This window comes from Chitinophaga skermanii (genome assembly GCF_003259335.1).
Lineage (GTDB): Bacteria > Bacteroidota > Bacteroidia > Chitinophagales > Chitinophagaceae > Chitinophaga > Chitinophaga skermanii.
Window position 1 is genome coordinate 63329 of the sequence record NZ_QLLL01000007.1, and the last position, 15758, is coordinate 79086.

16 protein-coding genes and 1 riboswitch are annotated in these 15758 nt (G+C 41.8%); of the genes, 6 read left to right on the plus strand and 10 right to left on the minus strand.

The window, feature by feature from the left end:
- Positions 1-162 precede the first annotated feature (162 nt).
- Positions 163-1578, plus strand: a complete 1416-nt coding sequence (locus LX64_RS18460; protein ID WP_111599176.1) for a nicotinate phosphoribosyltransferase — start codon at positions 163-165, stop codon at positions 1576-1578.
- Positions 1579-1652: 74 nt separating this feature from the next.
- Positions 1653-2858, plus strand: coding sequence for a BamA/TamA family outer membrane protein (locus LX64_RS18465; RefSeq protein ID WP_158538671.1), 1206 nt, complete (start codon positions 1653-1655; stop codon positions 2856-2858).
- 79 nt (positions 2859-2937) lie between these two features.
- Here the strand turns inward: LX64_RS18465 and thiH are convergent, their stop codons facing one another.
- The 7 genes from thiH to thiS form a co-directional block, all read right to left on the minus strand.
- The gene (gene thiH / locus LX64_RS18470; RefSeq protein ID WP_245952730.1) at positions 2938-4062 is read right to left on the minus strand and encodes a 2-iminoacetate synthase ThiH; all 1125 of its coding nucleotides are present in this window, start codon (positions 4060-4062) and stop codon (positions 2938-2940) included.
- Positions 4059-4838 (minus strand): thiazole synthase, encoded by a 780-nt coding sequence (locus tag LX64_RS18475; RefSeq protein WP_111599179.1) that lies wholly within the window; start codon positions 4836-4838, stop codon positions 4059-4061. Before LX64_RS18475 ends, thiH begins: the two co-directional genes overlap by 4 nt.
- Positions 4831-5457 carry a thiamine phosphate synthase gene (locus LX64_RS18480; RefSeq protein WP_245952731.1) on the minus strand — a complete coding sequence of 209 codons (627 nt, stop codon included), beginning with the start codon at positions 5455-5457 and terminating at the stop codon, positions 4831-4833. Before LX64_RS18480 ends, LX64_RS18475 begins: the two co-directional genes overlap by 8 nt.
- A complete protein-coding gene (locus LX64_RS18485) occupies positions 5450-6202 on the minus strand; it encodes a hydroxymethylpyrimidine/phosphomethylpyrimidine kinase (protein WP_111599181.1) in 753 nt (250 codons plus the stop codon). Before LX64_RS18485 ends, LX64_RS18480 begins: the two co-directional genes overlap by 8 nt.
- On the minus strand, positions 6175-6765 hold the full coding sequence (locus tag LX64_RS18490) for a thiamine phosphate synthase (protein WP_111599182.1): 591 nt from the start codon (positions 6763-6765) through the stop codon (positions 6175-6177). Before LX64_RS18490 ends, LX64_RS18485 begins: the two co-directional genes overlap by 28 nt.
- Positions 6765-8627 carry a phosphomethylpyrimidine synthase ThiC gene (gene thiC, locus LX64_RS18495; protein ID WP_111599183.1) on the minus strand — a complete coding sequence of 621 codons (1863 nt, stop codon included), beginning with the start codon at positions 8625-8627 and terminating at the stop codon, positions 6765-6767. Before thiC ends, LX64_RS18490 begins: the two co-directional genes overlap by 1 nt.
- Before the next feature lie 165 nt (positions 8628-8792).
- Positions 8793-8996: a sulfur carrier protein ThiS gene (gene thiS / locus LX64_RS18500; RefSeq protein ID WP_111599184.1), complete on the minus strand. Its 204-nt coding sequence runs from the start codon at positions 8994-8996 to the stop codon at positions 8793-8795.
- Positions 8997-9043: 47 nt separating this feature from the next.
- Positions 9044-9149, minus strand: a riboswitch (TPP riboswitch).
- A gap of 109 nt (positions 9150-9258) precedes the next feature.
- On the opposite strand from thiS, the gene LX64_RS18505 reads away from it, so the two are divergent.
- Positions 9259-9729: a lipocalin family protein gene (locus LX64_RS18505; RefSeq protein ID WP_158538672.1), complete on the plus strand. Its 471-nt coding sequence runs from the start codon at positions 9259-9261 to the stop codon at positions 9727-9729.
- Between the two features lie 55 nt (positions 9730-9784).
- Here LX64_RS18505 and LX64_RS18510 read toward each other — a convergent pair whose 3' ends face one another.
- The 3 genes from LX64_RS18510 to dnaN form a co-directional block, all read right to left on the minus strand.
- Positions 9785-10036 carry a hypothetical protein gene (locus tag LX64_RS18510; RefSeq protein ID WP_111599186.1) on the minus strand — a complete coding sequence of 84 codons (252 nt, stop codon included), beginning with the start codon at positions 10034-10036 and terminating at the stop codon, positions 9785-9787.
- A 57-nt stretch (positions 10037-10093) separates the two neighbouring features.
- Entirely contained in the window at positions 10094-10897 is an 804-nt protein-coding gene (locus tag LX64_RS18515; protein ID WP_245952733.1) for a sterol desaturase family protein, read from the minus strand.
- Positions 10898-11385: 488 nt separating this feature from the next.
- Positions 11386-12504 (minus strand): DNA polymerase III subunit beta, encoded by a 1119-nt coding sequence (dnaN, locus tag LX64_RS18520; protein ID WP_111599188.1) that lies wholly within the window; start codon positions 12502-12504, stop codon positions 11386-11388.
- Positions 12505-12855: 351 nt separating this feature from the next.
- Between dnaN and LX64_RS18525 the strand changes: the two genes are divergently transcribed.
- The 3 genes from LX64_RS18525 (at position 12856) to LX64_RS18535 (ending at position 15747) form a co-directional block, all read left to right on the plus strand.
- A complete protein-coding gene (locus tag LX64_RS18525) occupies positions 12856-14115 on the plus strand; it encodes a pyridoxal phosphate-dependent aminotransferase (protein ID WP_111599189.1) in 1260 nt (419 codons plus the stop codon).
- Positions 14116-14527: 412 nt separating this feature from the next.
- Positions 14528-15124 (plus strand): TetR/AcrR family transcriptional regulator, encoded by a 597-nt coding sequence (locus LX64_RS18530; protein ID WP_158538673.1) that lies wholly within the window; start codon positions 14528-14530, stop codon positions 15122-15124.
- The gene (locus LX64_RS18535; RefSeq protein WP_111599191.1) at positions 15124-15747 is read left to right on the plus strand and encodes a TetR/AcrR family transcriptional regulator; all 624 of its coding nucleotides are present in this window, start codon (positions 15124-15126) and stop codon (positions 15745-15747) included. The genes LX64_RS18530 and LX64_RS18535 overlap by 1 nt, the downstream gene beginning before the upstream one ends.
- Positions 15748-15758 lie beyond the last annotated feature (11 nt).

A 15758-nucleotide genomic window follows, 5' to 3' on the forward strand; every position in this document is an offset into this window, starting at 1 on the left:
AATTAACTTTTTGAGTGGACTGTAAAACAACAAGTGCGGCATCCAATTTGCCTTATTCGTATAGGGTTGGACGTTAGGCAGAAAAAAATTGGCTTAATTGCAACCGTGCGCGTTGATTTTTGTTGGGAAGGATAATTTTCTTGCTTTAAAAAATAGCAAAACATGACTGATTTAAACCTCGTATTACTCGCCGACGCTTATAAGTATTCTCACCATAAATTATACATGCCGGGTACCCAATTTGTATATTCTTACATGGAAAGCAGAGGAGGCAAATTTGAAGAAACCGTGTTCTTTGGCCTTCAATACTTCCTTAAACACTACCTCCAAGGGGCTGTTATCACGAAAGAAAAAATCGACGAGGCTGAAAAGACTTTATTAGAAGTGTTCGGTAGAAACGACGTATTCGATAGGAGTCGTTTCGATTATATCGTGGAAAAACATGGTGGTCGACTACCCGTTCGTATCAAAGCAGTTCCTGAAGGAACAACAGTACCTGTACACAATGTATTAATGACGATCGAGAATACCGACCCTAATTGTTATTGGCTCACTAACTTCCTTGAAACCTTGCTCATGCAAACCTGGTACCCTTGTACCGTGGCGACTTTAAGTCGTGAAATCAAGAAAGTGGTCACAAAATATTACCATGAAACTGCTAGTGAAGCTTCGATGGCCGGGATTGACTTTGTGTTGAATGATTTTGGATTTAGGGGCGTTAGTTCAGTAGAAAGTGCGGGCTTGGGTGGCAGTGCACACCTTGTAAACTTCTCAGGTAGCGACACGATTGCTGCTTCTACATTTGCGATGCGTTATTATGATGCACCTAGGGCGTACGGTTTATCAATACCTGCTACCGAACACTCTATTTGCACCTTACTTGGCGAAAATGGTGAGTTAGAAATATTTAAGCACGTGCTTGCTACCTTCCCTACAGGTACGGTGGCTTGCGTATCCGACTCTTACAACATCTTCAGGGCATGTGAGCAGTATTGGGGAACCGATTTGAAAGAAGAAGTGTTACAACGTGATGGTACTTTGGTGATTCGTCCCGACAGTGGCGATCCAGTGTTAACGTTACTCCGCGTATTCGAAATATTGTTCGAGAAATTTGGATATACCATCAACGAGAAAGGCTATAAAGTATTACCCAAGCAAGTGCGTGTTATCCAAGGTGATGGTATTAGCTACAGTTCAATCGGTAGCATTTATATTGCTCTCCAACAAGCAGGCATCTCTGCCGAAAACTTGGTACTCGGCATGGGCGGTGCCCTATTACAACGCGTTAACCGCGATACGCAAGAGTTTGCATTGAAGTGTTCTTATGCCGAATTAAACGGTAAAGGTATTGATGTAATGAAATCTCCAGTAGAGCTGGACGCGCAAGGCAACTTACGCACATCATTCAAAAAATCTAAAGCCGGTAAATTAAAACTCGTACTAGAGAATAATACGTACCAAACCATGCAAGCCGGTGAAAACCCTGCATTAACAGACATTATGCAGGTAGTATTCGAAAATGGTGAGCTGGTAAATACCCAAACCTTTGATGAGGTCAGACATTTAGCCAAACTATAACTCAATTTTTAGTACGTTTTTTGCAAGGGTGTGGATCGAATTTTTATATGATTTCTTTTCGCACCTTTGCAACTATGTTTAATAAACTCGCCATCACCTTGTGTTTGTGCTTAGGAATACAATCCGCTCATGCGCAAATCATCAAGATTTCCCGCACGCATAGCAATATGCCAGGGCAGGATTCAACACGTACAATATTAACAGACTCTATCTATAGAAAAAGCTCTTTCTTACCCATCCCTATTCTCGGTTATGCCCAAGAAAAAGGCTGGGAGGTGGGTATCGCCGCGTTATACTCGTTCTATACCGATAAGAAAAAACCGGTGCCAGGTACCCGAAATTCCTCCATTACATTCGTTCCCAGCTTAACCACAAAAAATCAATACAAGGCCGATATCAAAGGCGATTTCTGGACACCAGGCAATCTTTGGCACTTCAAAGGTAATGTGCGATACCACGATTTCCCTTTGTATTTCTATGGTATTGGCTCCGAAACCAAGGAGACCGATAAAACGTTACTTAACAACAAACGCTATAAACTACTGGCAGAAGCAGAGCGTAAAATTCTTCCAAACTTCTATGCCGGTTTAACCTTGCAATACCAGCACGATACTTATGCTGCTGCAAAAGATACAGGCATTTATCCTAGTGCTAACTTAACAGATAAAAATGGTGGCCACGCCACTTTCATTGGAGCTACAGCGATTTACGATAACCGCGATAACCAGAACTACACTACTCGAGGTAGCTTTTTGCGATTAAATATTGCTTATGCTCCAGCCTTTTTAAGTACCCGCGCCTTTTGGAAGTTTGAAGGAAGGGCTAGTCATTTCTTCCCTATCAGCCGTAAAAGCACACTGGGCTTGAATGGTGTTGCGAACTCCATTCAAGGAAACGATGGTTTGCCATTCTATATGTTGCCGGAATTAGGAAGCGATTTTATGATGAGAGGCTACTATGCCGGTCGATACCGAGAGCAGAACTTCGCCGGTATACAAGCCGAATACCGTTATTTTATTGATCCCAAGTTGGATGTGAAGCTGTTTAATTGGCACTTGCAACCCAAGTTTGCTTTGGCTGCCTTTGGCGGTACAGGTGCAGTATTCGCTAATAGAGATTTTTCCACCTCGCAACTGAAGCCTAATTATGGTGTAGGCATTCGTTATTTCTACGATGAAGGATCAAGGTTATCGGTGCGATTGGATTATGGTGTGGGTGAAAAGAGAACTGGGGAGAAGCGTCAGCAAGGATTTTACCTAACAATTGGTGAGGCGTTTTAAAAGCAAGACGCTTTGAAGAATATATTAACCCCCAAGTATGCTTGCATGCTTGGGGGGTGTTATGTTAATAATTGATGTGTCAATCAATATAATGATTACTCCAATCCTTCCATACTGCTTCGTAACCAGCCCGCTTTAACATACCTGCAATTTCATTAGCAGGGCGATCATCACTGATTTCAAACTGTTCTAAGCTTTCTGGGGCACTCGTGTATCCGCCGGGATTGGTTTTAGAGCCTGCACTCATGGCTGTAATTCCTACTTTGAAAATATGGTCGCGGAACTTTGCTTCTTCGCGGGTTGAAATGCTTAGCTCAATTTCCGGGAAGCATAAACGGTAAGCACAAATCAGCTGGATTAATTCTCGATCACTCATATCTACTTTGGGTGCTAGGCCGCCAGAGAATGGGCGCAACCGTGGAAATGATAAGCTGTAGCGGGTTTTCCAGTATGTTTTTTGCAAATATTGTACATGCAAAGCTGTGAAAAACGAGTCTGTACGCCAATCTTCTAAGCCTATTAATACACCTAGCCCAATTTTGTGCATACCTGCTCTTCCTAGCCTATCGGGCGTTTCGAGGCGGTACGCGAAATTGGATTTTTTGCCTTTGGGGTGATGTTTTTTATAATCGGCTTCATGGTAGGTTTCCTGGTATACGAGCACTGCATTTACACCATGTTTGCGTAAGGTTTCGTACTGTGGTTGATCGAGTGGTTGTACTTCCATGGAAATATTAGAGAAATGTTGTTGCATAATGGGCAATATTTTCTCGAAATAGTCCATACCTACTTCCCTATTGGATTCGCCGGTAACAAGTAGCACATGTTCATATCCCATGCTTTTAATCACTTCAATCTCTTTCAATATTTCCGCACCAGATAATGTTTTGCGGGGAATTTCATTATCTAAACTGAAGCCACAATAGCTACAAATATTCTGGCACTCATTGGATAAATACAGTGGAATATACAGTTGTACCGTGTTTCCAAAACGTTGCCGTGTGAGCATTCCACTCATTGTGGCCATTTCGCTTAAATATGGCGCGGCTGCTGGAGAAATAAGCGCTTTAAAATCTTCCAACGTACGGTGTTGCGCGCGGAGGGCGCGTAGTACATCGTGTTGGGATTTCGTGTAAATAGTCGCTTTTTCCTGTTCCCAATCGTGCTGCCTAAAAGTACGTTCGAATGTTGGTTGCTGCATCATAACAAATCGATAAATGAAACTAAAGGACTAGATGCTTCTGCGGATTGTTGTACTGCAGGCAAGCCAGCTTCGTATGCACTTCTGCCGGCTTCAACGGCTACTTTAAATGCTGCTGCCATACGCACCGGGTCCGTGGCCGCGGCAATCGCCGTATTAACAAGAACAGCATCGGCACCCATTTCCATCGCCTTCGCGGCATCACTAGGGGCGCCAATACCAGCATCCACTACAACGGGCACATTACTTTGTGCAATTATGATTTCCAAAAAATCCATCGTGCGTAAACCTCGGTTCGAGCCAATAGGTGCACCTAGCGGCATAACAGCGGCAACACCAACTTCTTCTAGTCGTTTACATAGAACAGGGTCTGCATGCACATAAGGCAACACAATAAAGCCATCTTTTACAAGTGCAGCAGCAGCTTCCAGTGTTTCTATAGGATCTGGCAGTAAATAGCGAGGGTCGGGATGTATTTCGAGTTTTACCCAATTTGTATGGAGTGCCTCCCTTGCGAGTTGACAAGCATATACGGCTTCTCTGGCCGTACGGGCGCCAGAAGTGTTGGGCAATAAATGCACGGTGGGGTTAGAAAGAAATGACAAGATATCATCCTCTTCCTTCGTAACGTCTACCCTTTTCAGAGCCACAGTAACTAATTCAGAACCCGCAGCGGTTATAGCTTCCGACATGATTGTAGAGGAGCCAAACTTGCCTGTGCCGGTGAATAAACGCGATTGAAACGTAGTACCGGCTATTTGTAAAGGTTGATTAAGCATCTTGTAAGATTTTGCGTATACGTGTTACGATGAGAGATGGATTGCTGGCATTAGAAATAAGACCAGAGACGGCAATGCCGTGTACCCCGGTTGTTAATATTGCCGAGATATCTTCTTCCATAATCCCACCAATCGCGTATACAGGTAAATGAACCTGGGCTGCTTTCATTTGCTGAAGAATATGGGTATATCCTTTCAAACCCAATACAGGACTCAGTTTTTCTTTTGTAGTAGTAAAGCGAAACGGGCCTAACCCTATATAATGTGCGCCATTCAAAGCATGTTGTTGAATGTCTTCAAATGTATTAGCAGTAGCGCCTACTATTTGGTGGGTAGCAATGGTTTTTAATGCTTCTTGCACCTGCATATCTTCTTTACCCACATGTACGCCATAAGCATGTACGGCATTAGCGATAAATGGATGGTCGTTGATGAATAGTTGTGCTTCAAAGCGATTACAAATTTCCTTTGCCTCAAATGCTTGCTGTAATAAGATTTGTGGCGTTTCGTTTTTAATACGGAGTTGAATAGTTGTACATCCCGCTTCGCAAGCTATCTGTATGTTATCGAGATGCGAGCGTTGCTGGGTTTGTTGCGATATATATATAAGCCTATCCATGATGGTAACCTAATAATGTATTGTTGCTTGTCAATATTTGATATGTATATGATTTTGCTAAGCGACATGCAGTGAATAAATCGTTTCCTAATGCCAAGCTAGCTACTATGGCTGCACTTAGTACACAACCTGATCCATGTTTTGCACTGGCTTTGTTGCCAAGAGGTGGTAAAACATTTACTTGGTTGTTGTAGAATAAAGTATCGAATCCTGTAGCTGTAGGATGATGGCCGCCTTTTAATAATACAGCACAATGTTTCGCTAATCCTAAAGCCGCTTCTTCGCCATTTGATGCGGGATGTAGCTTCAATGCCTCATTGTAGTTGGGTGTTACTAAATGTATCAACTGCAAAGATTGCTGCAATTTGGTTTGCGCAAAGTTGGCATGAAAGTTATACCCCGCGGAAGCCGACAGTACTGGGTCCCAAACGAATTGTACATGGGGCCGAATACGTATAACAGTCGTAATGATGGATTGTAGCGTATCGAGGTTTTCTACAATGCCTATTTTTACCGTTTTAACATCGAACTTTTCGAGTAACGGGATGGCTTGTTCTATTATTTCATTTGTGGCATTCCATTGTACACGGCTAAATGTGTCATCTGTTTGCATAGTGTTAGCCGTGCAAATGCCAAAGCCATATACCTTGTGTTGCTCGAATGTTTTGATGTCGGCTAGTAAGCCCGCCCCAGCACTCGGGTCAAAGCCTGCGAAGCTCATGGTGTATACTCTATTTGCGCCCATTGTTCTTTCAATTGTAAATAGTTTGACAGTGCTTTTGTTGGTTCATCCCACAACGCACCTATACAAGCTACCGATGAAAACCCTAGTTTTTTTGCTATATTAATTGTTCTACTATTAATTCCACCTAAAGCAATCAATTGCCTATTGGAAGGATGGAAAGAGTGATCAAACCTCCCATGGTACCCGCTTTTCGAAATACTATCAAACACAGGACTTAAATACACTTCATTGAAATGTGCAACAATTTGTAGTTCCCTGTAAGCATGAATACTTGTACTGATTTGCATCCCAGTTTGCTGCAGCGCCAACGTATGATGTTGCATGCGTAATTGTGAATTTAAATGTACCCCTTTCAATCCCAATGCCGCAGCTACTGCTGGATATTCGGCCACCATTATTCGCGGGTAAAATTCACGTGGAATATCCCCGATGAATTGTTCGTAAGCCCCAGCGGAAAATCCCGGTTTTCTAACAAGCAAATGTTCAAGCCCATGCGCTAGTAGTGACTGTATAATTGAAATCTCGTTAGGCACACCTACTGGGTGCGTGATCGCCCGTACCATTACGAGAAGATTTCACTTCCGTTTGCAACAAAGGCTTCAGCACGTTCTGCCATACCCTTTTCAATAGCTTCTGTTGTTTCCAAATTATTGGTTTTAGCATAGTCGCGTACTTCTTGGGTAATTTTCATGGAACAGAAATGTGGTCCACACATCGAGCAGAAATGTGCTAACCGCGCCCCTTCTGCTGGTAAGGTTTCATCATGGTAACTCCTGGCTGTGTCTGGGTCGAGCGAAAGATTGAATTGATCATTCCAACGGAACTCGAAACGTGCTTTACTTAAAGCATTATCACGGTGCTGTGCACCAGGATGACCTTTTGCTAAGTCGGCAGCATGTGCAGCGAGTTTATAAGTAATCACCCCCACTTTCACATCTTCTTTATTGGGCAAGCCTAAATGTTCTTTCGGCGTTACATAACAAAGCATCGCTGTTCCAAACCAACCGATCATGGCTGCTCCAATCGCGGATGTAATATGATCGTAACCAGGTGCTACATCTGTAGTTAGTGGGCCGAGGGTATAGAAGGGCGCTTCATGACAATGTTCCAATTGCTTCTCCATATTCGCTTTAATAAGGTGCATAGGTACGTGTCCTGGTCCCTCAATCATTACTTGAACATCGTGCTTCCAAGCTATTTTAGTTAGTTCGCCAAGTGTTTCCAGTTCTGCAAATTGTGCCGCATCATTCGCATCTGCAATAGAGCCAGGACGTAACCCATCGCCCAACGAGAACGCTACGTCGTATGCCTTCATAATCTGGCAAATTTCTTCGAAGTGAGTATATAGAAAGTTCTCTTTGTGATGTGCTAAACACCATTTAGCCATAATAGATCCGCCACGGGAAACAATACCTGTTACGCGTTTAGCCGTTAATGGAATATACCGCAACAATACCCCCGCATGAATCGTGAAATAATCAACACCTTGCTCAGCTTGTTCGATTAAAGTATCGCGGAAGATTTCCCAAGTAAGCATTTCTGCTTTGCCATTCACTTTTTCTAATGCTTGGTAAATAGGTACAGTACCTACAGGAACGGGTGTATTCCTTATTACCCATTCGCGTGTTTCGTGAATGTTTTTACCGGTACTTAAATCCATAATTGTATCTGCGCCCCAACGGCAAGCCCATACTGCCTTTTCAACTTCTTCTTCCATCGAGCTTGTAACAGCACTATTGCCGATGTTAGCGTTAATTTTCACCAAAAAGTTTCGCCCAATAATCATAGGCTCAGCTTCAGGATGGTTGATGTTAGCTGGAATAATAGCACGACCGGCGGCAATTTCACTTCTTACAAATTCAGGTGTAATACCATTTGTTGGAATACCTGCACCGAATGAGTGTCCTGGGTGTTGCGCCCAATTTTGATCTCCTTGTTTGAAACGCTCCTCACGGAGTTGATTCTCGCGGATGGCAACGTATTCCATTTCTGGTGTAATGATGCCTTTTTTTGCATAATGAAGCTGTGTAACATTTGTATTATGTAATGCGCGGTATGGGTTAGGTTTATGTTGAAATTGAAGATCAACAGGTGTTTTACTTAATTGCAGTAACGCGAATTCAGAACTAAAACCAGCTAATTGTTCTACATCATTTCTTCCCACAATCCACGATTCGCGTAAACGAGGTAAGCCTTTACGGATGTTAATATCGATGGAAGGATCAGTATAAGGGCCGCTTGTGTCGTAGACTGCTACAGGAAGATTGGCATTTTCTTCGTTATTAATAATAGTAGGCGTGAGCGTAATCTCGCGCATGGCTACTTTTATGGGATGAAGCTTTCCTTCTACATAAATCTTATTACTTGCCGGCAAAGGTTCGCGGCTAATCTTTTCCGTGGAAGGTGCATGAGCATTCGTTTTCATACTGATAATGATTTTGTGAGTTAGAGAGAATTGTACGCACGCACGTATAGGTATAGCCGCTCCTGTTACATAACAGAACGCACTAACGCCATTACGATTTGCATACGCAATACCATTTGAACGAATAGTAGATTCGTTCCTTGAAACGCTTATAGGCCGCGTTTCCTAGCCTCCTTGTGTAGCTTTAATGATGGTAATATGATCGTCGGGCTGCAAGGCATGATGTTCCCAACGTTGCTTCGGCACAACAAAATTGTTGATGGCCACGGCAATACCTTTTGTAGAAGGAATTTGAATAAACTGTAAGAGTGCGGACACGGTTGATCCCGGCTGCACTGCATAAAGTTTATTGTTTACATGTACTTCCATTGCTTGGAAATTTAAAGTGAACAATAAACTTCAAGGATGCAAAATGAGAGAGTTCAGTTACTTTTCCCTACGACAGTATGAGCTGCATCAGGTGACTGAGGGTATCATCTCAGTTCCAGAGCCTTCGGCTAAGGAACACCCCTAAAGTGACTGTAAAACTATGAAACATCTTTGTAAAAATCCAACCAGCTATCACTAAAAATTTATAGCATTATCTTTGATGGGTAAGAATGGCTTCCATTTATCCCGTAAAACAATCAACATGTCGATCCGAATTATAGTGCTAGCGCTTATTGTTTGTAGTATAGCTGCTTGTCAACAACAAGCGCCCCCACCTCCAGCTTTCCCTTTAGATAGCTTGATTACCCGCGTTGATACCATTCATACAGCACCCGAAAAAGCCGACACTACAGTAAAAGACACAATTAACCCGGCATTGCTACCAGGTAAATGGCTGCAACCTACCCCGGGATTGGAAAATCAATTACAAGGATTTGTGCTAGAAACTAAAGGAAAAGCCACCTCGGTAAACCTTCACGATTTAGTATACGAGAAATGGAGATTTGCTGATGATACTTTGCAGATGTGGAGTTACGATAAAAGTGATACTACGGAGCTGGTAATTGTAGATACATTTTTGGTAAGAACATTAACAGATACAACATTGGTGCTGTTCCCTAAAAATGCTGCAAAAGGCTACTTCGAGCAGTATAAGCGGAAGAAAAAGAAATAAAAAAACATCCGCAGCTATGCTACGGATGTTGCAATATGTTTGTCAGCATAATGGATTACATAAAAGCGTAACCTACTGCGCAAGCAAATAGAGAATAAATAATACCGGCAACTGAAAGTTGTAAGTCTTCTGTTGTTGTTCTGCGGGTATACAATGCAGAAATAGAACTAACAGCCAGGCCAATGGCGCCGATCGTTAAAGCTGTTTTAGGTTCTTTAATTAAATAAGCAAGAACCAATGCAGCGATGCCGATAATCAGCGAAGAAATGCCGGCAATTTTTGGGAGGCTCGTCGGTTGATGATGCATAATTGAAAATTTAAATCGTTAAAAATATTTGTTAGTAGCCTTGCTACTGTTTAGTTCCTAAGGGTTGTTTTCCCATGGTGCCTTTAATAGCGGCCCTACTTGTTCATACTTCTCTGCCGTATACTCATCGAGCCCATACTCAATCGTTGACACATCAGGAACTTTTACAAACGTTCCAAATAACCGGTCCCAGAACGAGAAAATGTTGGCATAATTGGAGTCTGTTTCCACTTGTCGCTTACTATGATGTACCTTATGCATATCGGGTGAAACAATGATCCAACTGAGCCAGCTATCCATCCAACGCGGTAATTTGATATTGGCGTGGTTAAATTGACTCATGAAGGCCGAAATCGTTTGGTAAAGCATTACCATCCAAACAGGTATACCCATTGTAATAATCGCTATCAACAATGCTATAACCCGGAATACGCTTTCAACAGGATGATGACGTAACGCCGTGGTAGCATCAATGGCATTATCTATATGATGAATTTTGTGGAAGTGCCACATCCAAGCCACTTTGTGTTGCACAAGGTGTACGAGGTAAGCCCCCAAGAAATCCATCATCATAATGGCCAACAAAGCATGCAACCATACCGGTATCGACAATAGGTATAGTAACCCGAACTGCCGGCTACCTGTAAATTGTGCTGCCTCGATGATGGCAAATGCAAATGCTAGGTTTACAATGGCCGTCGTTAATGTAAAGAACAAATTAGTGCCCGCATGTCGCAAGCGCTGCCCCTTTCTAAACCTAGTCCTCGGTATCACTCCTTCTAACATCCACAACATTATTAAACCTGCTACTAGCAAGCCCGTGCGGTAATACGAAGGAATATGTTCAAAAAACTCGATCATACGCATTACTAACTCGAGTGATCAATCGCTCAGAACATCTCCACAAATCTGCTACAAATGCTTTTTGAAAGGGTGGCCCAGGATAGAAGTAACCTTTGCTAGCTTATAAAAAGCGTTTTCGCAGAGGATGTGGCCGTAAGGGATAAAAGGGGTGGAAGAATCTTTATTCGTATAGCCATGTACGTTATACGCCTTGTCTTCCTATCACATAATAAAATTACTTCATTTTCGTTACCTGGCGCGGCTGGGCGCTACTTTTTCCTGGAGAAAAAAACAATGAACTCACAACGTGATTACTTTATATAAAAAGATATAATAATGAATAATGCTAGTCGAATAATATAGTTTGTATTTTTAATATGATGATTGTTGCCAGGTTTTGAAAGGGTTAGTTATGATAATTATTTCACATGACTATAAACAAAAACAGCAACCTCAAATGAATGAGATTGCTGTATATTAGAATTAATTATAAATTAATGTTCGGCTTAGTTATTTAACATAAGCGGCATAACCAACATCAAAAGGTCTTCGTTTTCTTCTTTTTCAGAAGGTTTCAAGATACCTGCTTTTGTTGGTGTTGATAATTCGAGGCTAATTTCATCACCTTCTGCTGCATGCAACATTTCGATGAGGAATTTCGCGTTGAATGCAATTTGCATGTCTTCACCATTGTACTGGCAGCTCATACGCTCGTTACCTTCGAAAGAGAAGTCAACATCTTGCGCTGATAATTGTAACTCGCTACCAGAGATAGACAATGCTACTTGGTTCGTGCTTTTGTTCGCGAATACACCTACACGCTTTAACGCGTTTTGGAAGTCGTTTTTCACGAGTGTTAAGCGGTACGGGTTTTCTTTTGGAATAACTACTTTATAATCAGGGAAACGTGCGTCGATGAGGCGACAAATCATTTGCGCGTTATCGTGTGTAACGAAGAAGTGATTTTTGCTGTAAGACACGTGGATTTCGCTATCGTTATCAGGGATGGCCGATTTCAACAAGTTCAAAGGTTTTTTAGGCACGATGAAGTTGTCGTCTTTAGGGCATACCACGTCTAACTTGATATATTTTACCAAGCGGTGAGCATCGGTAGATACAAACGTGATACCGTTGGAAGATAATTCGAAGTATACACCTGTCATCGCCGGGCGGAGGTCGTCGTTACTTACGGCGAAGATGGTTTTATTAATAGCGGTTACTAAACCAGATGCGCTCATAGTGAAAGTAGTAGCATCTTCTGCTGCGGGTTCTTTCGGAAAGTTCTCAGGATTCTCACCCATTACTTTATACTTACCGTTGTCGGAAGTAATTTCAACCGAGTATGAATTCGGGTCAATATTGAAAGTAAGTGGTTGGTCCGGTAAATTCTTCAGAGAGTCCATCAAGATTTTAGCCGGGATACAAATACGACCAGTTTCCTTCGCTTCCACCTCTAGTTTTACCTTCATGACTGTTTCCAAGTCGGTAGCCACAACAGTTAATTCATTTTTATCGATCGAGAAGAGGAAATCCTCCAAAATCGGCAAAACTGTATTCGAGTTAATAACACCGCTGATCTGTTGTAATTGTTTCAATAAAGTAGAAGACGAAACGATAAACTTCATAAGGTTACTTGCTAAATGTTGTAATGTAATGCAAACAAAGATAGAAAGAAATGCGGTTAAGAAGCATGTGCCGGTTGCGATGCGGCCAGTTATTTATTAACACTCTTTCAACGCTGTTTACAGAAAATGTGGGTAATTCGCGCCTGCATAATAAGAATAAGTTTCGAATCGCATTCGAATGCATGCTGAATAAAAGTCCTGATATGACCTTCTTGGTTTGTGAAATTCTAACGAATTGTTAATAACATTGAAAATTTTAAAAAGAATGTCTTTTTTCTTTTAAAATATATATAGATCGGTTACTTTTGCGGGCGCAAAAAACACTTAATTCACATTAAAACTATCTTGGTTATGAAACTATCTCATTTAGCCGAAACGCTTATTGGATCTGAAATTATTAAACTGGCCGGTGAGATTAAGGATAAGATGGCCAAGGGTGAAAAAATATACAACTTCACAATCGGTGATTTCGATCCGAAGGTTTTCCCGATCCCTGCTGAGTTTGAGCAAGAAATTACGAAAGCTTACCAGGAGCGTTTTACCAACTACCCTCCTGCCGATGGTATCTTAGAACTCCGTAAAGCAGTAGGCGAATTCATCAGCGAACGCGAAGGTTTGCAATACGACCCGGCGAGTGAAATTGTTATTTCATGTGGTGGCCGTCCTATCATCTACGCTACTTACCGTACTTTGGTTGATAGAGGCGAGAAAGTAATCTACGCTACTCCTTCTTGGAACAACAACCACTATACTCACTTCTTAGAAGCAGAGCACGTTGTGTTGGAAACTAAAGTTGAAAACGACTTTATGCCAACTGCGGAAGAATTGAAACCTTTGTTAAAAGGTGCTACCCTTTTAGCTTTGTGTTCACCACAAAACCCAACCGGCACAGCTTTCTCTAAAAAACACTTAGAAGAAATTTGCGATTTAGTACTTGAAGAAAACAAATCACGCGGCGAAAACGAAAAGCCACTTTTCGTTATGTTCGACCAAATGTACTGGGTACTTACTTTCGGCCAAACGCAACACTACAACCCAGTTTCCCTCCGCCCAGAAATGAAGAAATATACCATCTTCATCGACGGTATGAGTAAAGCTTTCGCAGCAACAGGTGTGCGCGTAGGTTGGGCACTCGGTCCTGCTAACGTAATCGGTAAAATGAAAGCAATCCTTTCTCACGTTGGTGCTTGGAGCCCAATGGCAGAACAAAAGGCTGCTGCTCGTTACTTAGCACAAAAAGAAAATGTAGATAAGTACTTAGTACACTTTAAAAGCGAAATCGAAGAACGCCTCGTTAAAATCTACGAAGGTTTCGATAGCTTGAAGAAAGCTGGTTATAATGTTGATGCAATTGCACCACAAGCTGCTATCTACCTCACCATTAAATTAGATTTAGTAGGTAAAACAACTCCAGCAGGTACTGTTTTAGCAGACCAAGCAGCAGTTACCTCTTACATCCTCGACGAAGCTAAATTGGGCATTGTTCCTTTCTACGCCTTCGGTTCTTCTAAAAACTCTCCATGGTACCGCCTCAGCGTTGGTACTTGCGTGAAAGAAGAAATTCCAGCGATGTTAGCAGCCCTCGAAGCAGCGTTGTCTAAATTGAGCTAATACCTTTTCTAATTCAAATACTTTCGAAGCACCTACCCGGATTTTCCAGGTAGGTGCTTCTTTTTTACCCCGCTCCTTACCCAAAAATGCCTTATTTGACTTTTCGACCACAAAAGTCAACCCCTATTTTGCATCACTTTTTCTCACATTTGTTAACAATCATACATTCTTTTTCACCAGCACCTTTGGAAACCCGCCGTTTCTCAAATGTTTATTTTGTATTATTAAAATATTGATTTTCAATTGTCCTATTGGAAACTCTTGCGATTTGGCCTAAAAATTCCACTGTCAAAGATTTGTTAAAAGCCTAAAAAAAGGTCAACTAATGTTACTAATATGGCAAAATGTTATACTTTTGACTTTGTAACTAAAAAAGTCAGGAAGTTTAATGCATACAGAGAATAAAGACGAAATGAGGGATAGAATCATTGAGGCGGCTCTGAAAAGGTTTACTCATTTTTCGGCGTCGAAGACGACGATGAATGAGATTGCCGAAGACTTGCATTGCTCGAAGGCCTCTTTATATTACTACTTCCCAGATAAGAATGCCGTACACATTGCGGTATTGGCAAAAATTGGGGAATCGTATTTACAAACCCTAGAGAAAGAGGCGAATAACAGCGAGGTTTCGGCGGGAGAATCTTTGATGAATACCATTAAGATTCGTAACAATTTTATGACGCGTTTTTGCAGGTTGGAGATTTTCAAACTCATGCGTCAAGCTTCTTTTGAAGCGATGAACAACGAGGTGAAAGCAGCGAAGAAAAGGGAATGGGATTTAATGACGAGGATTATTGAACGTGGGATTGAAAGCGGCGAGTTTGTAGCAGTTGCAGATCCTCAAGAACTAGCGGGTATATTATTTCATGCTTTAATGGGTATGAGACTCGCTTTTATGGATCATCCTCAGCAGTTTACCGAAGAATTGAGTGATGCACAGTTAGCCGACCTGGAAATGAAACAGGAACTGTTACTGAGCATTTTTGTAAAAGGATTAAAAAAGAACTAATGCAAACAACGAATACGAGGGACCGGATTTTAGAGGCTGCTTTGCGAATGTTTAGAACCTATGGTGCGAAGAGTATAACAATGAACGACATTTCCCGTGAATGCGGTATGTCTAAAAAAACACTCTACGAACATTTTGAAGATAAGAATGAATTAGTGCAAGAGGCCATCGCCTTTATGTTGAACCGCCACATGGAAGAGATGTTGGCTTGCGGAGAAAGCAGCAAGAACGCTATTGAAGAAATGGTGTTTGGCCTCGAGCACACCGAGCATATGGTAAAAACGGTAAACCCTGTGCTGTTCTATGAAATAGAGAAATACTTTCCAAGCGCATGGAAAATGATCTCCGATTTTAAGAACCATTATCTCACCAACAATATTACGTCGAATTTAAAACGTGGTATGCAAGAAGGCTTATATAGGGGCGACCTGGATATTGGGATTATGACCCATATGCGGTTGCTTCAGCTCGACAGTGCCTTCAATCCACAACATTTCCCAGCTGTAGCGTTTGATCTGCACGATGTATTGTACCAAGTCACAGAGCATTACATCCACGGTATCGCCACTTTAAAAGGTCACAAACTGGTGAATAAATATCTACAGAAAAGCGAAGAAGAATAACACACAACGCA